Origin of the sequence: Streptomyces sp. NBC_00400 (assembly GCF_036048035.1) — a bacterium.
Classification (GTDB): domain Bacteria; phylum Actinomycetota; class Actinomycetes; order Streptomycetales; family Streptomycetaceae; genus Streptomyces.
This window is the reverse complement of record NZ_CP107940.1, coordinates 974,577-995,548: the sequence shown is the minus strand read 5'-3', so window position 1 is coordinate 995,548 and position 20,972 is coordinate 974,577. Positions and strand designations below refer to the sequence as shown.

The 20,972-nt window shown below is 70.2% G+C and carries 18 protein-coding genes and 2 pseudogenes; 9 read left to right on the top strand and 11 right to left on the bottom strand.

Translation table 11 applies throughout. From position 1 onward, the window contains the following. The first annotated feature begins 39 nt into the window (after positions 1-39). Positions 40-252 carry an EF-hand domain-containing protein gene (locus OHS81_RS04460; RefSeq protein WP_086719256.1) on the top strand — a complete coding sequence of 71 codons (213 nt, stop codon included), beginning with the start codon at positions 40-42 and terminating at the stop codon, positions 250-252. A gap of 19 nt (positions 253-271) precedes the next feature. On the opposite strand, the gene OHS81_RS04455 is transcribed toward OHS81_RS04460, so the two are convergent. Then, positions 272-1,195 carry a LysR family transcriptional regulator gene (locus tag OHS81_RS04455; protein ID WP_328382626.1) on the bottom strand — a complete coding sequence of 308 codons (924 nt, stop codon included), beginning with the start codon at positions 1,193-1,195 and terminating at the stop codon, positions 272-274. Positions 1,196-1,292: 97 nt separating this feature from the next. Between OHS81_RS04455 and OHS81_RS04450 the strand changes: the two genes are divergently transcribed. Then, complete coding sequence (locus OHS81_RS04450) at positions 1,293-1,931, top strand: LysE family transporter (RefSeq protein ID WP_328382624.1); 639 nt, start codon at positions 1,293-1,295, stop codon at positions 1,929-1,931. On the opposite strand, the gene OHS81_RS04445 is transcribed toward OHS81_RS04450, so the two are convergent. Continuing rightward, positions 1,896-4,280 (bottom strand): GH92 family glycosyl hydrolase, encoded by a 2,385-nt coding sequence (locus OHS81_RS04445; protein WP_328382622.1) that lies wholly within the window; start codon positions 4,278-4,280, stop codon positions 1,896-1,898. The genes OHS81_RS04450 and OHS81_RS04445 overlap by 36 nt on opposite strands. 637 nt (positions 4,281-4,917) lie before the next feature. Between OHS81_RS04445 and OHS81_RS04440 the strand changes: the two genes are divergently transcribed. Beyond that, positions 4,918-5,340, top strand: coding sequence for a hypothetical protein (locus tag OHS81_RS04440; RefSeq protein ID WP_328382620.1), 423 nt, complete (start codon positions 4,918-4,920; stop codon positions 5,338-5,340). Positions 5,341-5,502: 162 nt separating this feature from the next. Here OHS81_RS04440 and OHS81_RS04435 read toward each other — a convergent pair. Then, positions 5,503-5,592, bottom strand: a pseudogene (locus tag OHS81_RS04435) (transposase); the annotation flags it as partial. A gap of 124 nt (positions 5,593-5,716) precedes the next feature. Here OHS81_RS04435 and OHS81_RS04430 point away from each other — a divergent pair. Beyond that, positions 5,717-6,996, top strand: a pseudogene (locus OHS81_RS04430) (RNA-guided endonuclease InsQ/TnpB family protein). A gap of 34 nt (positions 6,997-7,030) precedes the next feature. Here the strand turns inward: OHS81_RS04430 and OHS81_RS04425 are convergent. Then, entirely contained in the window at positions 7,031-7,822 is a 792-nt protein-coding gene (locus OHS81_RS04425; protein WP_328382619.1) for a bestrophin-like domain, read from the bottom strand. A gap of 393 nt (positions 7,823-8,215) precedes the next feature. On the opposite strand from OHS81_RS04425, the gene OHS81_RS04420 reads away from it, so the two are divergent. Beyond that, positions 8,216-9,097 (top strand): alpha/beta hydrolase, encoded by an 882-nt coding sequence (locus OHS81_RS04420; protein ID WP_328382617.1) that lies wholly within the window; start codon positions 8,216-8,218, stop codon positions 9,095-9,097. 50 nt (positions 9,098-9,147) lie between these two features. On the opposite strand, the gene OHS81_RS04415 is transcribed toward OHS81_RS04420, so the two are convergent. Then, on the bottom strand, positions 9,148-10,005 hold the full coding sequence (locus tag OHS81_RS04415) for a maleylpyruvate isomerase family mycothiol-dependent enzyme (protein WP_328382615.1): 858 nt from the start codon (positions 10,003-10,005) through the stop codon (positions 9,148-9,150). A 204-nt stretch (positions 10,006-10,209) separates the two neighbouring features. Here OHS81_RS04415 and OHS81_RS04410 point away from each other — a divergent pair, with 204 nt between their 5' ends. Both OHS81_RS04410 and OHS81_RS04405 read left to right on the top strand, forming a co-directional pair. Next, complete coding sequence (locus OHS81_RS04410; RefSeq protein ID WP_328382613.1) at positions 10,210-10,599, top strand: VOC family protein; 390 nt, start codon at positions 10,210-10,212, stop codon at positions 10,597-10,599. A gap of 315 nt (positions 10,600-10,914) precedes the next feature. Continuing rightward, on the top strand, positions 10,915-11,391 hold the full coding sequence (locus OHS81_RS04405) for a hypothetical protein (protein ID WP_328382611.1): 477 nt from the start codon (positions 10,915-10,917) through the stop codon (positions 11,389-11,391). A 59-nt stretch (positions 11,392-11,450) separates the two neighbouring features. Here the strand turns inward: OHS81_RS04405 and OHS81_RS04400 are convergent, their stop codons facing one another. From OHS81_RS04400 to OHS81_RS04385, 4 genes are all read right to left on the bottom strand, one after another. Then, on the bottom strand, positions 11,451-12,890 hold the full coding sequence (locus OHS81_RS04400) for an amino acid permease (RefSeq protein ID WP_328382609.1): 1,440 nt from the start codon (positions 12,888-12,890) through the stop codon (positions 11,451-11,453). Positions 12,891-13,015: 125 nt separating this feature from the next. After that, positions 13,016-13,231: a dodecin gene (locus tag OHS81_RS04395; RefSeq protein ID WP_328382606.1), complete on the bottom strand. Its 216-nt coding sequence runs from the start codon at positions 13,229-13,231 to the stop codon at positions 13,016-13,018. 107 nt (positions 13,232-13,338) lie between these two features. After that, the gene (locus OHS81_RS04390; protein WP_328382604.1) at positions 13,339-13,800 is read right to left on the bottom strand and encodes a universal stress protein; all 462 of its coding nucleotides are present in this window, start codon (positions 13,798-13,800) and stop codon (positions 13,339-13,341) included. Between the two features lie 93 nt (positions 13,801-13,893). After that, positions 13,894-14,607, bottom strand: coding sequence for a PAS domain-containing protein (locus OHS81_RS04385; protein WP_328382603.1), 714 nt, complete (start codon positions 14,605-14,607; stop codon positions 13,894-13,896). Between the two features lie 104 nt (positions 14,608-14,711). On the opposite strand from OHS81_RS04385, the gene OHS81_RS04380 reads away from it, so the two are divergent. Beyond that, positions 14,712-17,891 (top strand): bifunctional cytochrome P450/NADPH--P450 reductase, encoded by a 3,180-nt coding sequence (locus OHS81_RS04380; RefSeq protein ID WP_328382601.1) that lies wholly within the window; start codon positions 14,712-14,714, stop codon positions 17,889-17,891. Positions 17,892-17,989: 98 nt separating this feature from the next. Here the strand turns inward: OHS81_RS04380 and OHS81_RS04375 are convergent, their stop codons facing one another. Then, complete coding sequence (locus OHS81_RS04375; RefSeq protein WP_328382599.1) at positions 17,990-18,529, bottom strand: DUF2165 domain-containing protein; 540 nt, start codon at positions 18,527-18,529, stop codon at positions 17,990-17,992. Between the two features lie 174 nt (positions 18,530-18,703). On the opposite strand from OHS81_RS04375, the gene OHS81_RS04370 reads away from it, so the two are divergent. After that, entirely contained in the window at positions 18,704-19,738 is a 1,035-nt protein-coding gene (locus tag OHS81_RS04370; RefSeq protein WP_328382597.1) for a phosphatidylinositol-specific phospholipase C domain-containing protein, read from the top strand. On the opposite strand, the gene OHS81_RS04365 is transcribed toward OHS81_RS04370, so the two are convergent. Continuing rightward, a complete protein-coding gene (locus OHS81_RS04365) occupies positions 19,710-20,849 on the bottom strand; it encodes a trypsin-like serine peptidase (protein WP_328382595.1) in 1,140 nt (379 codons plus the stop codon). The genes OHS81_RS04370 and OHS81_RS04365 overlap by 29 nt on opposite strands. Positions 20,850-20,972: the final 123 nt, after the last annotated feature.

Here is a 20,972-nt window from a genome sequence, read left to right as displayed (position 1 = left end):
CGCGCAGCACTGCGCAGCACCACGAAGGGGGCACCTCTCATGGCAGACATCGAGAAGGCCAGGGCGGCGTTCGCCCGGTTCGACGCGGACGGCGACGGCCAGGTCACGCCGGAAGAGTTCAAGCACGCGATGGCCGAGATGGGCGACCCGTTCGTCACCGGCCCGGTCGCCGAGGCGGTCATCAGGGCCAAGGACACCGACAGCGACGGCCGGATGTCCTTCGACGAGTTCTGGCAGGCCCTGCAGGACTGACGTCCGCACCCGCCTTTTCTCACACCCCCTTCGCCTCCCCTTCGCCCGCGGCCGCGCGCAGCGCCGCCAGCCCGCGGGCGACCGGGGGCTGCCGCTCGCTCCCGCGACGGACGGCAGCCACGAACCGCCGTACGGGAAGGGGCTCCCCGCGCAGCGGCACTCTGACGACCGGGTGCCGCTCCGGCACCGGTGCCAGCCGCGGCACCAGACAGATCCCGAAGCCGTGCGCGACCAGCGCCGCGACCGCGGACCAGTCGACCGCGTGGTGCTTCACCCGCGGGGCGAAGCCCGCCGAGGCGCAGGCGGTCAGCAGCAGCCGGTGCTGATCGGCCGGATCGCCGGCGCGGATCCAGCTCTCCTCGCCCGCCTCGGCCAGTGCCACGCCCCGTGCCGCACGCCCGGCGAACCGGTGCCCGGCCGGCACCAGCAGATCCTGCGGTTCCTCCAGGACCGGCTGCTGGACGAAGCGCGCATCGTCAGGTGCCGGGGCGCCGTCCGCCACGATCACCACGGCGATGTCCGCCCGCCCGGCCAGCAGCAGTTCGAACCGGTTCACGTCCGGATCCTCCCCGATCTCCACCGCCAGCCGCGGCAGCTCGGCGCGCAGCCGGGCCACCGCCGGTGCGATCACCCCCGTGATCGCCGTCGCGACCCCCGTGATCCGCAGCCGCCCCGCCACCCCGTCCGCGTACCCCGCGAGATCCGCTTGGGCCTCCTCCCAGCGCAGGAACAGCGCATCGGCGTGCTCCACCAGCGCCAGCGCGGCCGGCGTCAGGCGCACCTTGCGGCCCGCCGGCTCCAGGAGTTCCAGCCCGAGCCGGGCCGAGAGCTGACGCAGTTGCTGGGAGACCGTTGAGGGCGTCAGATGCAGCGCCGCGGCGGTCGCGGTGACGGTGCCCTGGGTGTGCAGCACGCGCAGGGTCTGGAGCCTGGGATCGATCATGCGCGCAGCGTAGGGGCAACCATGCGGAGCTACCACACGATTCCCTGCGGAAACTTTCGATGGACCCGCACGGTTGCCGCGCCCGACGCTGGACGGCATGAACGAGATCCTGACCGATGCCTTTCTGCCGGGACTGTGGGCGGGCTACGCCCTGGCCGTTCCCGTCGGTGCGCTGGCCGTGCTGCTGGTGAGCGTGACCGCCCGGACCTCCTTTCGGGTCGGCGCCTTTGCGGCGCTCGGGGTGGCGACCGCCGACGGCCTCTACGCGCTGGCCGCGGTGGCCGGCGGCGCCGCCCTCTCCCGTGCCGTCGCACCGGTCGCGGGCCCCCTGCGCGTGCTCGCCGCCGTCCTCCTGCTCGGCATGGCGTTACGCACCGCCGTCCGAGCACTGCGCAACCGCCGCACGCACAACGGCCCGGAACGGGACGTCCTGCAACGCCCCGCCCGGGCCTATCTCGCCTTCCTGGGGCTGACGTTGGTCAACCCCTGGGCGGTCCTCTATTTCTCGGCGCTGGTCCTCGCCGGCGGTGCGGGCACGCCCGGCTCCGGCGTCGCCGGCCCCGCCGCCTTCGTGACGGCGGTGACCCTGGCCTCCGTGAGCTGGCAACTGTGCCTGGCTGCCGGCGGGACCGTACTGGGCAGGGCGCTCACCGGCCCACGGGGGCGGCTGGTCACCTCCCTGCTCTCCGCCGCGGTGATCTCAGCGCTGGCGACCGGACTGCTGCTGCGCGGCTGAGGACGTGCCCACCGGCGGTGGCGCGGCATGGTCGCCGGTGCCCCAGCCGGACGGCTCCGTGCCCACGGTGAAGGCCAGTTCACGGCTCGACCGCAGCTCATCGGTGGTGAGGTACGTCCGGTCGTGGCAGGCGCCGTCCAGACGCACCGACTGCACATAGCGGTGGGCAGCGGACGTACCGGGCGCGGTGACGGTGAGGTGCCCGGCCGGGTAGTAGCGCCGGTCCAGCGTCAGCTCCACCCGGTCGAAGACCGGGGTGCTCAGCCCCCAGGTGCCGGCGCCCGGCTGCACCGGGAACACCCCGATCGAGGAGAGCACCATCCACGCCGACATCGTCCCCAGATCGTCGTTCCCGGTCATACCGGTCGGTGCGTCGGTGAACAACGTCAGCGCCGCATGCACCACATCCGTGGTCTTCCAGGGGTGGCCGGTGGAGAGATAGGTGTACGGGGCGATGAGGTCGGGCTCGTTCTGCGGGTTGTACTTGTCCGCGTTGTAGTAGTCGTACGGGCCGTTGACCCAGACCTCCCGGGCCGTCTTCTCCGGATCCTGCAGCAGCTTCCGGTAGGCGAAGAAAGCGTCCAGACGCTCCTCGGCCTTCGCCTTGCCGCCGATCAGCCGCAGCACCCCCGGCAGGTCCTGCGGTACCAGCCACTGGTACTGCCAGGACGTGCCCTCGTGAAAGCCCTCGCTCTTGGCCGGATCGGCGGGCCCGGTGAAGATGCCCATCGCGTCGCGGGCCCGGAAGAAGCCGGTCGAACCGTCGAAGATCTTCCGGTAGTTCTGCGCGCGGGCCGCATAACGGTCCGCGTCCCCGCCGTGCCCCAGATCGCGTGCCATCTGTGCCAGCATCGCGTCCGACAGGGCGTATTCGAGGGTGGCCGAGGCGCCGTGGTCGAAGTCCGAGTCACCGGGCTTGGTGTGCGGACGGCCCTTGATGTACGGAGCGAAACCGTCCTTCAGGTACTGCGCGTTGGCCTCCCGCCCGAGGGCCGGCGAACCGGCCGGCGGCACCCCGTCGGCATTCTTCTTCAGGGCCGCGTACGCCTCCTCCTCATGGCCTCTGAGCAGCCCCTGCTGGTAGGCGTTGGTGAGGAACGGCGTGACCGGATCGCCGGTCATGATGTTCGTCTCGACCGTTCCGTAACCCCACTTGGGCAGCCAGCCGCTCTCCTTGCCGATCCGCAGGACCGACAGCGCCATATCGCGCGACTCCTGTGGTGCCAGCAGCGCCAGCAACTGCGCCTGGGTGCGGTAGGTGTCCCACAACGACCAGTTCTGGTAGTACGTGAACCCCTTGGCGCGATGGGTCCTCCGGTCCCAGCCGGTATAGCGGCCGTCCACGTCACTGCCGATGTTCGGCGCGAGGAAGGACCGGTAGAGGGAGGAGTAGAAGGTGCGGCGCAGCGTCGTGTCACCGCCCTGGGCCCGCACCAGCCCCAGCCGCCGCTCCCATGCGGCATCGGCCGCCGCCCTCGCGCGGTCGAAGGAACCGCCGCCCTCCGCCCGGAGATTGGCTGCCGCGCCGGCCGCGTCCACATAGCTGAGGGCAGTGGTCGCCTCGACGGTCCGGTCCTTGCGGGTGTCGAACCGGGCATAGGCGCCGTGCCGGCCGGTGGCGGTGGATTCCGTGGAGCCGGCCGTCACCTTGTCGCCGTCCCAGGTCCCGTACGACGCGAAAGGACGGTCGAAGCGGGTGATCGTGTAGACGGTGTACGGCTCGGTGTCCTGGCAGAAGCCGCGTCCGGTAATGGCGGTCCGGATGGTACGGGAATCCAGCACCTCGACCCGCGTCGAGACCGTCCTGTGCAGCGACTGGCCCGCATTGAGCAGCACATTCGCCTTGTCGGTGGCCGGGAAGGTGTAGCGCTGCCTGCCGGTGCGGGCAGTGGCGGTCAGCTCGGCGGTGATCCCGCCGTAGGACGTCAGGCCGACGCGGTAGTAGCCCGGCCGGGCCGACTCGTCGTCATGGCCGTAGCCGGCCGCGTACTTCGCATAGTCGGTCTCGGTGATGTCGCCGGTGGTGGGCAGCACCGGCAGATCTCCGCCGAGTCCGCACCCGACACCGGAGAGGTGCACCGCACCAAAGCCCCGGATGTGGTCGTCGTCGTAGCTGTAGCCGGTGGCATGACCGGTGTCCGGGGAGAGCTGCACCATCCCGAACGGGACGGCCGCACCCGGGTACGTGTTGCCGTCGTTCCGGCTGCCGATGAACGGGTTGACCAGGTCGGTGAGCGGGCCACCGGGCGACTCGGCCTGCGCGGCGGGGACCGCGAACGCGCCCCCGATGAGCGCGGCCGCCAGCACCGCCCCCGCGGCACGCAGCCGGGTGCGACTGAGCCATGGCATGGTTCCAGACCTCCGGGACCGGGTCGCTGAGGCCTCTGAGGGCATACGGAGGCCCCTCTGCGACCCATGTGTCGACAACGTTGTCAGAACGCGCTCATTCTTGGCACCGGTCAGGTCCACGTCAAGAGGCACGGTAACGCCAACTCGGGCGTGTGCGGCACCTGCTGCGAGGTCGGGTGCGGGCATCGTCTTCCTGCGGCGCTGCGATCTCGGGTCACGCGGTGAGGAGTTCGCCCGGATCCACGAGCAGGGACCGGACGCGCCGGAACTCGGTACGGTGCGCCGGGAGGTCCTGGGCAACGCCGTGGACGACGCCCGGCAGGTCTGGGGCCACCTGGAGCGGAGCTGGGGGCGTCACAGGCGCCGGCGCCGAGGGCGATCTGTGGGGGTACGTGCCCCACCGCCGGCTGCCGTGGTGGCTCTGGCGCCATCAGTTCGGGGAGGGGACGCGATCGGCGGTGCGGAGGCTCTGCCGGACGGGCTGACGCTGCGTCATGCGCCCGGATCCGGGGGCAGAGCTGGTGTCGTGCGTGGCATCCCGCCGTCCCGTTCCGCCGCGGACCCGCCGGAATGTGCCCCGCGAACCACTTGAATTGCGCATGTCCCATCTCTTGAAATTCGGCTGACGGGTCACCTCATGGAGCGTGTGTTCAAATATCGCAGCAAAATTTCCCCTTCGGGTGGGCTTGCGGCAGAATTGACCGCGGAAAGCCTTCGATTGGCGACTCCGCCCAGTAGCGGCGTGCGGATCTATAGGAATTTCTGGATCCTGCCCCATGAAGGTATCTATTGGACCGACCTGGCCTGGCTATGCTTTGGCGCGTCGCTTTCCGGCGAGTTGATTTCTTCGATGCATCCCGAAGGGATGTATATCAAGATTCGCAGCCTGACTTACCCCATCGCTGACTATCGCCCGGAAGTCGCCGCGGTCACCATGGTCGGCTGGCTTCATGATGAATGTGAACTGCCAGACTTCGGAGTTCGGTGCAACTATGATCCGGGCCTCTCCGCATACACCTTCAACTGGGGCGGAAGAGAGCCGCTTTCAGACGGTGACTGAGACGGCGATTCGCCCTCGGCAGTCGTATGGCCGTCGGCCTCAGCCGGTTCTGCGGTCTACCTCTGATCTTGGCCAGTGCTCCGCCCTTCAGGACGGGGGTGGAGGTCATCCTTGGCCTGGAGGCGCGGAGCGCCGGAGTGCTCTGTGGCTCCGGGGTGACGGTCAGACGGGACGCTGCTGGTTTTCGATGTACTGCTTGACGACGGTCAGGGGTGCCCCGCCGCATGATCCTGCGAAGTAGGAACCGGACCAGAACGCCGGTACTTCGTGACGAAAACCAAATGAACATGCAGGTTGTAGACGACGTGACGTCCGGTGCGTACGTCGGGATTAGGATTCCAGCGCGGTGACATAAACCAATGCTATGCTCTCGGTCGTGAGTCAAGACGCCCTGGTCAAGCGGAAGTTCGGGCACCGTGCCCGGCTCTCGCTGTTTCCTGCCGGGGTTCGCGCGGCGGATGATCAGGCGCACGCGGCCCGCACGATGTGGAATCTTCTCCACGCGTGGTGGCGGATGATGCCGAAGGAAATGCGGACTCTTGCGAACGCGGACGCCGCGATCCGACAGGCCCGCGAGGACATCGACTTCCTGGCCGCCCTCCCGGCCCAGGCCGCGCAAGCGGTACTCAAGACGTACTTCCGGGCGTGGAAGAACTGCTGGGAGGGCCGCGCCGACGCCCCGAACTTCAAGGGCCGGTTCCGCACGGTGATGTCCGTGGACATTCCGCAGGGCCGCGACCTGGACATCACCCGCGTGCACCGCCGCTGGGGCATGGTCAACATTCCCAAGGTGGGCCGGGTCCGCTTCCGGTGGACCAAAGGCCTTCCGGTCGGCAAGCGTGCCAATGCCAACAACCGGATCACCGGGGCACGACTGATCAAGGACGCGCTCGGCCGGCACATCGCCTTCCGTGTTCAGGCCCTGGAGGTCAAGCCCGATCCCCACCAGGGGCCGGACGTCGGCATCGACGTGGGTGTCACCGTGCCCAGAGCCCTCTCGGACGGCGAAACGTACGAGCATGGCGAATGGCTGACCGGCAAGGAGAAGGCCAGGCTTCTGCACCTGGAGCAGCGCGCAGCGCAGCGTAAGCAGCACCGCAAGCCCGGCGAGCGCACCAGCCGCCGGCTGCACCGCACCTACGACCAGATCGCAGGACTCCGCGCGAAAGCCAAGCGCGGGCCTTGGACTGGCAGCACCAGACGACCACCGTCATCGCTCGCACATACGGCACCGTCGTGGTCGAAGGGCTCACCATCACGAACATGGTCAAGTCGGCCAGGGGAACCATCGAGGAGCCGGGGAAGAACGTCGCCCAGAAGTCCGGGCTGAACCGCTCCATCAGCGGGGAGGCATGGGGCCGGACGGTCACCGTGCTGACGTACAAGACCGCCCAGCTCGGCGGCACCCTGCACAAGGTCCCCGCCCCCGGCACCTCCAGGCGCTGCTCAGCGTGCGGCTTCACCACGCCCGGCAACCGGGAGAGCCAGGCCGTGTTCGTGTGCAAGAACCCGGACTGCGGCTGGTCGGGCAACGCCGACCACAACGCAGCCCGGAACGTCTTGCACCTGTACCGGATGGGCCTCGCGCTCATCCCGGCTGCCGGGAGGGCAGTCGTCAGGCGCGCGAAGCGCGTCAAGCCCGCTGCCGCAAGGTAAGCAGGAATCTCCCGGCTTCAGCCGGGAGAGTACTTCAATGAGGCGACGACAGGACCTCGATCAGCACCTTCAGTGGCTCCGGCGACGTGGAGAACTCGCCGAGGAAGGGGTAGGAGAGCTCTGTGACGAGGAACAGGTTGGCGGCGACGAGGACGCTCACCGCCCCAACCATCCCGAAGTGCATGCGGGCCTGCTCGGAGCCGAAGACGAGGGAGAACCCGAGGACCAGTCCGCTGGTCAGAAAGACCACCAGCCACAAGGAGAGGGGTGGGCCGATGTTGGTGCGTGCCTGAAGCAGCCGTTCCGTTCGAGCGAGGCTCAATTCCTTCAGGGACGCGAGCGCATTGGTGAGGAAAGCCCGTTGGGTATCGTTTCGGGGCTTGATGTTCTCGTAGACGCGGTGCAGGCGGGTCAGCGCGTTCTCGGCCTCGGGCGTGGCACGGCCGCCCGCGGCGCGGGTCCACTCGTCCGCCGCCGCGCGTCCGTACTCCATCAGGCTCTGCCGGATCTGTGCGCTCTCGGCCTTGCCGAATGCGTTGCGGCCCCTGGCCATCTGCACCGCCACGGCGCCCTCGGTCCGTGTCGTCTGGTCCGCCACGTTCACCTGGCCCCAGAGCGCGAGGACGATGAAGCCGATGAGGAACCCGTAGACCACGGCGATGACGGGGAAGACGAACGTGGCGAGCTCGTTGTGCTCGCCGTGCTTGAGGCGAGGGAAACGGTGCCGGACAAACGCCTGGACGACTGCTGTCCCGCCGCCGATAACGAGGATGAGCCCTGCCAGCAGCAACCAGGACGGGACGTTGTTCACGAACCAACGGGTCACTGTTCCACGCTCCTGACGTATGCCACACCCGCCACCACCGGCGCGGTGGCCAACGAACGCACCGGGCTGCGGACACGCCCTCGCCACCTCTTCGGCGAGAGACGACCACACATGATCGGAAGCCACCCGCGGAAAGCGGAGGGGCTCATACAGGTAGTGCGGATGATCTTCCGCTGGGTAATGTGGGCCATCGGGCACCGGGCAACTGTTCGCACGCCGCCCTCAAGACTCCGCGCTTGACCGCGTGGCGCTTGCCACGCACCAAGACGTCCCTGCGGTGGGGACGGTGCGCCGCGGGACGGCGGCCCGTTCCTCGGCCACAAGGTGGCTCGCGGCGCAGGGACCGGCGCCGCGCGTGCCGCCGATGCCGCGAAGGCCGGAAAGTGAGTAGTAGTGAGTAGACAGCTGCAACCGACGTTCGTACTGGTTCACGGAGCCTTCGCGAACTCCTTCTCCTTCGCGCCGCTTCAGGCCGAACTCGGCCTCCTCGGACACCGTTCGGTCGCCGTCGACCTGCCCGGCCACGGATTCGGGGCGTCCTACCCGCACGCCTATCAGGCACCGCAGGATCTCGAAGGGCTCGCCGCCGAGCCCGGCTCGATCAAGGGCGTGACGCTCGCCGACAATGCCGCGCACCTGATCGGGATCCTGGAACGGGCCAAGCGGAACGGCCCCGTGATCCTCGTCTCGCACAGTCGCGGCGGCATGACGGCCACGGCCGCGGCCAATGCCCGGCCGGACCTGATCGACCGCCTCGTCTACGTCTCGGCCTGGTGCCCGGTCGAGCTCGACGCCGGCGACTACTACGCCGAGCCGGAGATGGCCACGGTCGACGTCGCCGCCCTGGCCCCGGCGATGGTCGGCAACCCGGCCGAACTCGGCCTGCTCCGTACCAACTTCCGCACAGCGGATGCGGACGTCCTTTCGGCGTTCAAGGCGGCTTTCCTCGCCGACGGCACCGACGAGCAGCTCCTGACCTTCCTGAACACCTTCCAGCCCGACGAGAACCTGGACGCCGGCACCTCCGCCGACCGGGCGCAGGCCGCGACCTGGGGCCGGATACCCAAGACCTTTGTCCGCCTGGCCCGCGATGTGAGTCTGCCGCCCGCCCTGCAGGACCGGCTGATCGGCGAGGGCAACGAGCTGACACCGGACAACCCGTACGACGTCCGCACGCTCGACAGCAGCCATCTGAAGTGGCTGATCGAGGCGGCGCCGGCGGCCCGGGTTCTGGGGGAACTCGCCGGACTCCTGGAGGTGTCTGACGGATCGTGATCCGTGCCGGACGAGGCGTGCGGTGGCGGTGATGGTGCCGGCTATGGATGTCAGTAGACGATCGACACGATCTGGCAGACCGCTTCGGCCAGTTGACGGTCCCCGTCGATACGGACGCGGGCCAGGGCGGTGCCCGGCTGGATGCCGCGAGTGCACAGGCGCCAGGCGGTCTCCGCATCCAAGCGCACGACCGCGTCGGGACGTTCGTCATCTGGCTCGGCGAGCGACCAGCCGTCCTCGGTGGCCGTCGCCGACCAGACGCCCCCGGCCGGCCCGTCGGTCAACACCTGGACCTGCGTGCCGACCGGCGCGGTGACCTCGCGCAGAGTGTGCGGCAGGGCCCGCATGAACGTGTCCAGGACCACGGCCAGGAACCGCGGATCGGCGTCGGTGTCCCGGCCGATGGCGTGGCGGATCTGCTGGCGGTGAGTCCAGAACTCGGTGAAGTCGCGCGCGCTGTCCAACCACAGGGGCGCCGGGTCGACGCCGGCCCAGGACACTCCCAGCGACGGGGCATCGGGGTCGGCGGCCTCGAAGAACCGGGAAACCTGCCCGCCCACCAGGTCAAGGGTGTCGGTGAGTGCGTCCGGGCTCACCCGGCGGTGGGCATCGACCCACTCATGATTGATGCGGTGGATGAACGCCTCCAGCGTCTCGCCCGGCGCGAAACCGGGACCGCCCCGGTGGCCGTCCCGGTCCCGGGCGAGGCGTCCGTAGAAGTCGCCCAGGATGTGTGCGGCGAGTTCGCGGACGGTCCAGCCAGGCACCGCCTCCTTGCCCCAGTCGGCGGATGCCAGGCCGCGCAGCGTGGCCATCAGCGCGGCCTGTTCAGGGGCGAACAGAGAACGGGCATCGATCGGAGCACCGAGCCAGGAATGACCGGGCACGTCATTGAGCTGGGAGTTCATGGCTCAAGCCTGCCAACCGAATGCCCTGATAGCTACCGGATATACCGTTCGGGGCCGATCATGCCGTGCTCCCGCCTGCCCGCGTCAGGGCACCGCCGGACCAAGATTCATCAGACACGCCTTAGGATGCGCAGCGACATCGCGTGTCGGTCACCGGCTGGGTGAGGCATGGAGGTGTCCGGGAGATGCCCCTGGAGGCATTCCTTGTCAGTTGAGTTGAACCACACGATCATCCACGCCCGGAACAACCGGGAGTCCGCCGAGTTCTTCGTGGACCTGCTGGACCTTGAGATCACCGCGGAGTGGGGCCCCTTCATCGCCGTCGGCCTGAGCAACGGCGTCACGCTGGACTTCGCCACGATTCCCGCGGAAAGCATCACGCCGCAGCACTACGCCTTCCTGGTCTCCCAGGAGGAGTTCGATGCGGCATACGCGCGGATCATGCAGCGCGGCATCGAGCACTACGCCGACCCGCAACGGCAGCATCCCGGCGAGATCAACCACCATGACGGCGGCTGTGGGGTGTACTTCATGGACCCGGCCGGCCACGCCATGGAACTGATCACCGTGCCGTACGGCGGCCGGCTGTCGTAGGCGCCTGATCCGAGGGCTGCACTCCGGCGCGGGGTGCGGCCCTCAACTGTCAGCAGCACCCGAGGAAGCGGCTCCGGGCCATGGCTCGTTTTGGTGTAGGCACGTCAAAAATCATGAGGTGGCTTTCTTGCTCTCTTCAGGCGTGCGTGCCTCAATGGTCAGCGATTCAGGTCGCTGACCATCCGTCAGATCTGGACGGTGGTCGGCACGGGGGGCCGACCGCGGCCTCCCGCGTGGCCGCCGGCCGTTCCCGCGCGTCCCCCCGACGGCCGGGGCCATGGGCCTGCACCCCCCTCAAGAAGGCGGTACTCCCCCATGAGACACCTCGGACCAGGCACGCTCAGACTCGGTACGGCGCTTGGCTTCGCCCTCGCCGCGGCGGGCACACTGGCGATGGCTCCGGCCGCCGCCGCGGTGACCCCCGGCACCGCCACCGTCTCGTTCGACTGCGGTGGATTCGGCTCCGGTAAGGCGACGCTCACCGCGACCCAGAACGGCACGGCCGCGACGATCAGCCTTTCCACGTCGGCGATCACCTCGCCGATAGACGTCGGCGCGAACACGGTCAGCTCCACGCTGACCCTCACCAAGAACGGCTCCGGGAGCACGACGTTCACCGGCAGCTCCAACCCGGCCATCCCGGCCGGCAGTCAGGTCTCCACCGGTCCGCTCCGCGGCACGGTCGCCGCGGGCGACAAGCTGGCGGCCAAGTCCCTGAAGGTCGTGGTCTTCGGTATCACGGCCACCTGCAACGCCACGTCGCCGCAGTCTCCGGGGCCGTTCGTCTTCTGATGCCGCGGACGGGCGGGGCCGTCGTCCGCCGGCCCCGCCCGTCCGTCATCCGCCGCGGCTCACGGCCTCTTCCCGCCGGCGCTCGCCCGCTCCGCCCGTGCCAGGTTCGAGCGGCGGTAGGAGTAGGTGAAGTAGATGACCATGCCGATAAGGAACCAGACCACGAACCGCACCCAGGTCTGCCATTCCAGGAACGTGATCAGCCAGATCGAGAAGCACACCCCGATGGCCGGCACCACCGGCATCCCCGGCGTACGGAACGTCCGCGGTAGTTCGGGACGCTTGTAACGGAGCACGATCACCGCGGTGCAGACCACCGCGAACGCGAGCAGGATGCCGATGTTGGTCAGCTCGGCGGCCTCGCCGATCGGGAGGAATCCCGCGATGACCGCGGAGGCGATGCCGACGATCCAGGTCACCCGGGTCGGCACATGGTGCTTGGGGCTGGTCTTGGCGAACCACTTCGGCAGCAGTCCGTCCCGGCTCATCGAGAACCACACCCGGGTCACGCCGAGCATGAAGGTGAACATGACGGTCAGAATGCCGATGATCGCGCCGACCGCGATGACATCCGCCAGGCTGCTCAGGCCCACCGACTTGAACGCCGAGGAGAAGCCGCTCTCCGGGTCGATGTCCTTGTAGTTCTGCATACCCGTCAGGACCAGGCAGGCCAGGACGTACAGCACCATCGAGATGGCCAGCGAATACATGATCGCCTTGGGCATATGACGCTGGGCGTCCTTGGACTCCTCGGCCGCGGTGCTCATCGCGTCATAGCCGAAGACCGCGAAGAAGACGGTGGCCGCGCCGGTGAAGGCGCCGCTCACGCCGAACGGGAAGAACGGCGTGTAGTTCGAGGTCTTGATGTGGAAGAAGCCGACCGCGATCACCACGATGACCACCAGGACCTTCAGGGCCACCACGATCGTCTCGAAGCGTGCGGCGTTCTTGATGCCCAGGGTCAGCAGATAGGCGATCAGAAGGCAGAGCACCGCGGCGAAGAGGTCCACCTGGTGTCCCGGCCCCGTTCCCGGCGCGCCCAGCATCCAGGCGGGCAGATCGAGGCCCAGTTCGCCCAGCAGAAAGCCGAAGTATCCGGAGATGCCGATCGCGACCACGGCCACGATCGCGGTGTACTCCAGCAGCAGGTCCCAGCCGATGAACCAGCCCGCCACCTCGCCGAGGACCGCGTAACCGTAGGTGTAGGCCGAGCCCGCCTTCGGGATCAGCCCGGCGAATTCCGCGTAGGAGAACGCGGCCGCGGCGCTTGCGATGCCCGCGATGAGGAAGGAGATCAGGACCGCGGGGCCCGCCTTCCCGTTCGCGACGGTGCCGGCCAGCGTGAAGATTCCCGCGCCGATGATGCCGCCGACGCCGATGGCCGTCAGCTGCCACAGGCCGAGCGCCCGGGTGAGCTGCTCGCTCGCGGTGCCTTCCGCCTCTTGAATGTGTTCGATCGGTTTACGGCGCAAAATGCCCTGCCCCGCACGCAGCCCCATACGTCATCCCTCCGTACGCTCCGTCGTGGTCCGACGGCGGATCATCATGGCCCCTTGGGGGCCACTAGGGAAGGCGACTCCCTAGTACTGCCGGGACTCGCCGGGAGACGTACACGGGAGGGGCGTCAATCGGCGTCCTCGAGCCGGAATCCGACCTTCAGGCCGACTTGGTAATGGTCGATCGCGCCGTCGACGATATGCCCGCGGACCTGGCTGATCTCGAACCAGTCGAGGTTGCGCAGGGTCTGCGAGGCGCGCTTGATGCCATTCTCGATCGCGGCGTCCACGCTCTGATGGGACGTACCGACGATCTCGGTCACGCGATACGTGCGGTCGGTCACGGTGGTCTCCCTGGCCGGGGCGGCGCTCCGCCCGTGCACTGTCCACCGTGCCTCAGGGCGGCCCGCCCCACCAGCGGAGCGCAGGGGCGGGCCCTGGGGTGTCCGGCTCAGGGGACGACGGTGACCGGCCAGCGCCCGGCCTTGACCAGGCGCACCGCGACCGAGCCCATGATGCGGTGCCCGGCCTGCTCCGAGGCGCCGACCACCACGGCGTCGGCCTTGAGCTCGTCGGCCATCTGCACCATGCCGTTGTACGGGTCGCCGCGCAGGGTGTGGAACTCCCAGCGCAGGCTGTACATCCCCGCCAGCCGCTCGGTCGCCTTGCGGATCTCGGCCATCAGCTCCTCGGCGACCTGGTCGGTCGCATCCGCGACCGGGGCACCCAACGCGGCCCCGGCCGGCAGCACCGGCTGGACGTAGACCAGCACCAGCTTCGACGACTGGCGCCTGGCCAGGCCCGCCGCGTACGAGGCGGCACGCCACGACGAGTCGGAGCCGTCGATGCCGACGACGATGACCTTCGGGCCGTCCGTTCCGCGCTCGAACGGCGCGGCTGCGTTCTCCTCCACACCAGGGAGGCTATCCGAACAGATGTGCCGACGGAGTGCCGGGCCAGGTACCGCTGGTCGCGCGCTGCCGGCCCCGTGCAGGCTGCGGCCCGGTCAGGCGGGAGCCGGGGGCCAGCTGTCCGGGGACAGCACTCCCAGCACATACGCCCTGGCGACCAGCGCGGTACGGCCCTGCACCCGCCAGCGGCGGGCCAGCCGGGTGAGGTGGTAGTTCACCCCGTCGACCGTCAGCCCCAGTGCCGTACCGATCGACGCCGTCGTCGCGCCGCCCGCGGCCAGCGCCAGGATCCGGGCCTCCACCGGGCTCACCGCACCGCGCGGTGTCTGCTGCGGAGCGTCCTCACGCACCCGCAGCAGCGCCAGCAGGGCGGGCGGGTTCACCGAGGGGTCACCCACCGGGTCGATGGTCAGTTCCCCTTCCCGCTCGGCCCCGTCCGTCCCGGCGCGCCAGCGCACCTCGACCGGATAGCGGGAACGGCGTCCCAGGCGCAGGGCTTCGGTGAGCCGGTCGATCTGGGCCATCGCGCGGGGCTGGAACAGGTCCAGCAGGTTGCGGCCGCGCAGCGCTCCCGGGGCCGTGCCCCACTGCTCGGCCATCGCCGGATTGGCGATCAGCACCTCGCCGTGGGCCCGGCACACCGCGATCGGCGTGGGGATGCGGTCCAGCAGGATCAGGAAGTAGTTGCGCCACGGGCCGCCCGCGTACGGCCCGGCGGGGTCGATGTATGCGCGCTCACAGGGCGCCTTGCCCCCTCCGCCCGCGGCTGCGTCCGCGTCCGGCGTTCCGTCGGCAGTCCCGTTGTCCATTGCTCCTTCTCAGTCCGTGCGCAAGAGCGCGCACCGAAAAACCACTGCACAATCATGCAGTTGTCCGGGCGTGACCTGTACGTAGGGGCCTGCACGCTGGAGACATGACCGACACCATCGCGCTCCACAGCGACGAACGCGCCGTCGATGACGGCATTCCGGTGGCCGACCTCACGACTGTCGGGCTCACCCACACGCCCATCCAGCAGTCCATGGAACTCGCCCGGCTCCACGGCCCGGTCTTCAAGCGCAAGTTCGGCGAGCGCGAGACGCTGTTCCTCTCCTCGCTGGACCTGGTCACCGAGGTCGCCGACGAGTCACGCTTCGCCAAGGGCGTCTCGGTCGTCCTGGAGAACGTCAGAGAGTTCGCCGGTGACGGTCTGTTCACCGCCTACAACGACGAGCCGAACTGGGCCAAGGCACACGAGGTCCTGATGCCGGCCTTCGCGCTCGGCTCGATGCGCACCTACCACCCGGCGATGCTCAAGGTCGCCCGCCGGGTGATGGCCGCCTGGGACCGGCGGGTGGCCGACGGCACGCCCGTCCAGGTCGCCGAGGACATGACCCGGATGACGCTGGACACCATCGGGCTGGCCGGATTCGGCTTCGACTTCGAGTCGTTCTCCCGCGGCGACAGCGCGCATCCGTTCGTCGAGGCGATGGTGCGCTGCCTCGAATGGAGCATGACGAAGTTCTCCCGGGATCCGGATGCGGACCACTCCGCGGCGGACGCGGCGTTCCAGGCCGACGCCGACTATCTCGCCTCGGTCGTCGACGAGGTCATCACCGCCCGGACCGAAAGCGGCGAGACCGGGGACGACGACCTGCTGGGCCTGATGCTCGGCGCCGGCGGCCAGGGCGACGGCACGCCGTCCCTCGACCTCGCCAACATCCGCAACCAGGTCATCACCTTCCTGATCGCCGGTCACGAGACCACCTCGGGCGCGCTCTCCTTCGCCCTCTACCACCTGCTCAAGGACCCGCTCGCGCTGCGCATGGTCCAGCGCGAGGCCGACGAGCTGTGGGGCGACCAGGCCGACCCCGACCCCTCGTTCGAGGACATCGGACGGCTGCCGTTCACCCGGCAGGTCCTCAACGAAGCGCTGCGGCTGTGGCCCACCGCCGCAGCCTTCACCCGGCAGGCGCGCGAGGACACGCTGCTCGGCGGCCGCTGGCCGGTGAAGGCGGGGGAACTGGTCACGGTGCTGACCCCGATGCTGCACCGCGATCCCGTCTGGGGCGACAACCCCGAGCTGTTCGACCCCTCCCGCTTCAGCCCGGAGGCCGAGGCGGCCCGCTCCCCGCATGCCTACAAGCCCTTCGGAACCGGTGAACGCGCCTGCATCGGGCGGCAGTTCGCGCTCCACGAGGCGACCATGCTGCTCGCTCTCCTCGCCCACCGCTACCGCCTGATCGACCACCACGACTACCAGTTGCGCATCAAGGAGACGCTGACCCTCAAGCCCGACGGGTTCACCCTCACCCTGGCCGCCCGTACGCCCGCCGACCGGGCCGCGGTCCGCGCCGCGCTGGCCGTGCTCCCCGGCGGCGGCGCCGGCACCGCGGACGACACCGCGACCGACGACGGGCTGCCCACCCGCGCCGTCCAGGGCACCGGCCTGCTGCTGTTGCACGGCAGCAACTACGGCACCTGCCGGGAGTTCGCCGAGCGGCTCGCCGACGAGACCACCGGACTCGGCTTCGCCGCCGATGTGGCGCCGCTGGACGCCCACGCCGGTGCGCTGCCCGCCGACCGGCCCGTCGTCATCGTCGCCGCCTCCTACAACGGCCGGCCCACCGACGACGCCGCCGCCTTCGTCGAGTGGCTGAACACCGCGCAGGACGGCGCCGCCGCGGGTCTCCCGTTCGCCGTCCTCGGCGTCGGCGACCGCAACTGGGCCGCCACCTACCAGCACATACCGACCCTCATCGACGACCGGCTCGACGCACTCGGCGGCGACCGGCTGCTGCCGCGCGCCGAGGCCGACGCCTCCGGCGACCTCAGCGGCACCGTCAAGGAGTTCACCGCGGCGCTGCGCACTCAATTGCTGACGCGCTACGGCGACCCGGCGAGCATCGGCGCCGCCGAACCGGCCGCGGCGGAGGACACCGACTACACCGTCACCGAGGTCACCGGCGGCCCGCTGGACGCGCTCGCCGCCCGCCACGGCCTCGTCCCGATGACCGTCACCGAGGCCCACGACCTCACCGCCGAGGGCTGGCCGCGGCCCAAGCGCTTCCTGCGCATCGCCCTGCCGGACGGCGCCGGCTACCGCACCGCCGACCACCTCGCGGTGCTGCCGGCCAACGCCCCGGCCGCCGTCGAGCGGGCCGCCCGCGCCCTGGGCGCCGACCCGGACACCGTCCTCGCGCTGCACTCCGGCCGCCGCGCCGGGCGCGACACCCTGCCCGTCGACCGGCCCCTGACGGTGCGCGAACTGCTGACGCACCACCTGGAGCTGGGCATGCGGCCCACGCCGGAGCAGGTTGCCGTGCTCGCCGCGCTCAACCCCTGCCCGCCCGAGCGCCACGCCCTGGAGAACCTCGCCGAGGACGACCCGCGCACCCTGATCGACCTGATCGAGGCCCACCCGGCGCTGCGCGGCGCGCTGCCCTGGCCGACGGTCCTGGAGCTGCTGCCGGCCCTGCGCATCCGGCACTACTCCCTGTCGTCCTCACCCGCCGCCGACGCCCGGCACGCCGATCTGATGGTCTCGCTGCTGCCCGGCGGCACCGGCTCGTCCTACCTGCACGGTGTGCGGCCCGGCGACACCGTCCTGGCCCGCGTCCAGCCCTGCCGCGAGGCCTTCCGGCTCGATGCGGCCGATGACACCCCCGTCATCCTCATCGCCGCGGGTACCGGTCTCGCGCCGTTCCGCGGCGCCGTCGCCGACCGCCTCGCCACGGGCCAGCAGGCCCCCGCCCGGCTCTACTTCGGCTGCGACGACCCGGAGGCCGACTTCCTGCACGCCGCGGAGTTCGCCGCCGCCGAAGCCGCCGGCGTCATCTCCGTACGCCCCGTCTTCAGCGAACGCCCCGAGAACGGCCACCGCTTCGTCCAGCACCGGATCGCCGCCGAGGCAGCCGAGGTGTGGGAGCTGCTGCAGGCCGGCGCGCGGGTGTACGTCTGCGGGGACGGCAGCCGGATGGCACCCGGGGTACGGGCCGCCTTCCGCGACCTGCACGGCGCGAGCACCGGCGCCTCGCCCCAGGAGTCCGAGGCCTGGCTGCGCGAACTGACCGCCTCAGGACGCTACATCGAGGACGTCTACGCGGCGGGCTGAGGCCTGGTGCCCTTCTGCCGACGGGCCGGACTTTTCCGGCCCGCCGGCAGAGATGGGGGGTAAGAGGGCGTGGCGGGGAGTGGTGGGCCGGGTGCCCGCTACTCCCCGCTTCCCTGTTTCCCGGCCGCACCCGGCAGATGGACCACCACCAGCGCGATCCCGGCGACCGTGAGGTTGCGGGTCGCGGCCTCCAAGCCGTTCCACTGCTTGGACTGCCACATCGAGAACCACTCGCCGCCTATCGCGAGGAAGCCCACCCCGAACAGCAGCACCATCATCAGCAGCCCGACCGTGCTCAGCTGCCGGGCACGGGCGATGCTGCCGCGCCGGGCCCCGATGAACCAGAGCGCGGTGGCCGCGAGCAGCACCACCGCGGTCACCGTCTCCCAGGAGATGATCGCCAAATACGCGGTGTCCTGCACCGCCTGCGAGGTGAGGGCCCGCCACATCAGGTCCGGGTCCTTGAACGTGGTGTCCATGGCCAGCACATGGCGGACGAAGTCCCGGTTGGTGCCGAAGTCGGTGATGTTGCCGAAGGCGACGAGTGTGATGTAGAGCGCGACCGTCCCGGTGAGCACGGCCGCGGCGAGCGGCACTCCGGTACGTGGTGCGAGTTCGGTGGGGTGTCTGTCGGTCATGCGCCCTCCACGGCGGTTCCTGTCATCTGCTGTTTCCTTGTCTGTCGCGGCCCTTATGGTCCCTCATCTGCCGAACTCCCGTACGCTGCTCCCCGGTCGGCCGGGGGAGGCACCGGCCGAAGGGGCGTTCGGGAGCAGTGCCGGCGGCCGAAGACCTAGAGGAAAGCGGGGCACATGAACGGAAAGCGGTGTGTGGGGACGGTGGCCGCCGCGGCGGCGGCAGTGATCGCGGTGAGCGGACCCGCAGGCGCCGAGCCGGCCGCCACGACATACGGCACCAGCACGTCCGTGGGTGTCCACAACGCTTATGACAAGGAGAAGTACCACTACTTCGCGGACGCCCTGGACTCCGGCGCCGCACTGCTCGAACTCGACCTCTGGTCCAACGGACTGGGCCGGTCCTGGCGCGTCTCGCACAGCAACCCGCTCGGGAACAACAGCAACTGCGAAGGCGCCGCGAACGCCTCGGAGCTGCGTACCAAGAACCGCGATCAGGACTTCGCCGGCTGCCTGGCCGACATGAAGGCCTGGCACGACGCCCACCCCGGCCACCGCCCGATCCTGCTCAAGGTCGAGATGAAGGACGGCTTCAACGCCAAGGGCGGCCGCGGGCCCGCCGAGTTCGATGGGCTGGTGAGGCAGAAGCTGGGCGATGCGGTCTACGGCCCCGGGGACCTCACCGGCCGGCACGCCACCGCCGACGAGGCGGTGCGGGCCGGCGGCTGGCCCTCCCGGGCCGACCTGGCGGGCAAGTTCCTGTTCGAGCTGATACCCGGCACGGTCGAGGAGAAGAACCCGTTCGACAAGCTGTGGACGGACGTCGAGTACGCCGGTCACCTCAAAGACCTTGCGGCACAAGGGAAGCTGGCGCAGTCGACGGCGTTCCCCGCGGTGCACGGGGCCGCTCCCGGCGACCCCCGTGAGCGCTACGCCGACCCGGCGCTGCGTCCCTGGTTCGTGGTCTTCGACGGCGACGCCGCGACCTATCTGAACGGCAGTATCGACACCTCCTGGTACGACACCCGCAACTACCTGCTCATCATGACCGACGCCCACAATGTGCCGCCGGTCATCGACGGCACCCGCCCGACCGAGGCGCAGGCACTGGCCCGGGTCCGGCAACTCGCCGCGGCGCACGCCAGCTTCGCCACCGCCGACTGGTACCCGCTGCCGTCCGTCCTCAAGACCGTGGTGCCGCGCGGGGCATGACACCGGACGCGGCGGCCCGGGAGCCGGGCTGGGCGGCCCGCGGGTCCGGCTCCGTGGTCGCCCGCCGGTAGAGCGCGGCCACATCCGCGCCGAACCGGCTGCTGTACGACACGAAGTCGTCGCCGCCCTCGTGGAGACCGCCTATCACGCCGATCAGCGACCCGGTGCCGGTGGCCGGGTCGAGGTCGGTGAGCATCGGCCCGCCGCTCGTCCCGTTCGGGAAACCCGGGCAGATGAACCGGAGTTGGGCCGGGCCCTGGGCGTCCGCCGTATGCCGGCAGCTGACCGGGGTGTCCTGGTCCTCGGGGTAACCGGTCAGCTGCGCAGGGCGTCCGGCCGGTGCGCCGAACCGGATCCGTTCGGCGCCGGTGACCTCCTCGATCCGGCCGCCGGGCTGCCCCGCCCGGCGCACCCGCAGGAATGCCACATCGTGGTCGGGGTCCCGGTCGCTGATCCAGCGCGGGTCGACATGGATCCGGGTGGGCACCCACAGGCCGTACGGCGCGATCCCGTCGTGCAGGCCGGGCGCGAACACCAGCCGGGTACGGAAGCCGGCGTCGTGCACACAGTGCGCCGCGGTGACGATGAGGTCACCGCCGGGGGCATGCACCACGCTGGCCGTGCAGTGGTGGACCGGGGCGCCGTCGTCGCCGGGGGAGAAGAGCGCACCGATCGCCGGTGCGGGCGCCGCCGGGACCGCCCGCAGGGGCCGGGACGCCGTCAGTGGTACCGGTGCCGGCGGGGCCGCCGTCCCACCGCCGTACTGTGCCGTCACCGGCGGCCCCGGCCGTTCCTCGTAGGGGCCGGCGAGCACCGCGGCGGCGGCCTGCTCGCCGTCGGCCCGGGTCGCGAGATAGGAGCCGGTGGCGGTGTCCCCGGCGGCGAGGAACGGATCGCGTGACGGGGGCCCCAGAGCCAGCGCGGTGCTGCCCACGACCACGGTCAGCACCCCGAGCGCCAGGGTCGCCCGCAGCGGAACGCCGGCCCGGCCGCGGCCCGTGCAGGCCGGGCCGCCGGGACCGAGGCAGTCCTCGGCCGCCGGTGCCCCGGCGTTCCGGTCCGCCCCGCCGGCGTGGTCCGCCGGCTCGGTCCCGCGTGCGCTCGTCTTCACCAGCCGCCGCCTCGCCGCATCAGCCGGCATTACCCCGTCGGATGCTGGGGTGACACCGGAACCAGACATTTCACCCAGTCTGATGCACGGATGCGTGCCGTGGTTCGGTCACTTGGCGCAACA

Coding starts and splice junctions, on each gene's coding strand:
- OHS81_RS04445 (WP_328382622.1), bottom strand. CDS start 4,280: ATGCCATGGCTCAGTCGCACCCGGCTGCGTGCCGCGGGGGCGGTGCTG.
- OHS81_RS04455 (WP_328382626.1), bottom strand. CDS start 1,195: ATGATCGATCCCAGGCTCCAGACCCTGCGCGTGCTGCACACCCAGGGC.
- OHS81_RS04400 (WP_328382609.1), bottom strand. CDS start 12,890: ATGGGGCTGCGTGCGGGGCAGGGCATTTTGCGCCGTAAACCGATCGAA.
- OHS81_RS04385 (WP_328382603.1), bottom strand. CDS start 14,607: ATGGACAACGGGACTGCCGACGGAACGCCGGACGCGGACGCAGCCGCG.
- OHS81_RS04440 (WP_328382620.1), top strand. CDS start 4,918: ATGGAGCGTGTGTTCAAATATCGCAGCAAAATTTCCCCTTCGGGTGGG.
- OHS81_RS04370 (WP_328382597.1), top strand. CDS start 18,704: ATGAACGGAAAGCGGTGTGTGGGGACGGTGGCCGCCGCGGCGGCGGCA.
- OHS81_RS04450 (WP_328382624.1), top strand. CDS start 1,293: ATGAACGAGATCCTGACCGATGCCTTTCTGCCGGGACTGTGGGCGGGC.
- OHS81_RS04460 (WP_086719256.1), top strand. CDS start 40: ATGGCAGACATCGAGAAGGCCAGGGCGGCGTTCGCCCGGTTCGACGCG.
- OHS81_RS04405 (WP_328382611.1), top strand. CDS start 10,915: ATGAGACACCTCGGACCAGGCACGCTCAGACTCGGTACGGCGCTTGGC.
- OHS81_RS04415 (WP_328382615.1), bottom strand. CDS start 10,005: ATGAACTCCCAGCTCAATGACGTGCCCGGTCATTCCTGGCTCGGTGCT.
- OHS81_RS04380 (WP_328382601.1), top strand. CDS start 14,712: ATGACCGACACCATCGCGCTCCACAGCGACGAACGCGCCGTCGATGAC.
- OHS81_RS04375 (WP_328382599.1), bottom strand. CDS start 18,529: ATGACCGACAGACACCCCACCGAACTCGCACCACGTACCGGAGTGCCG.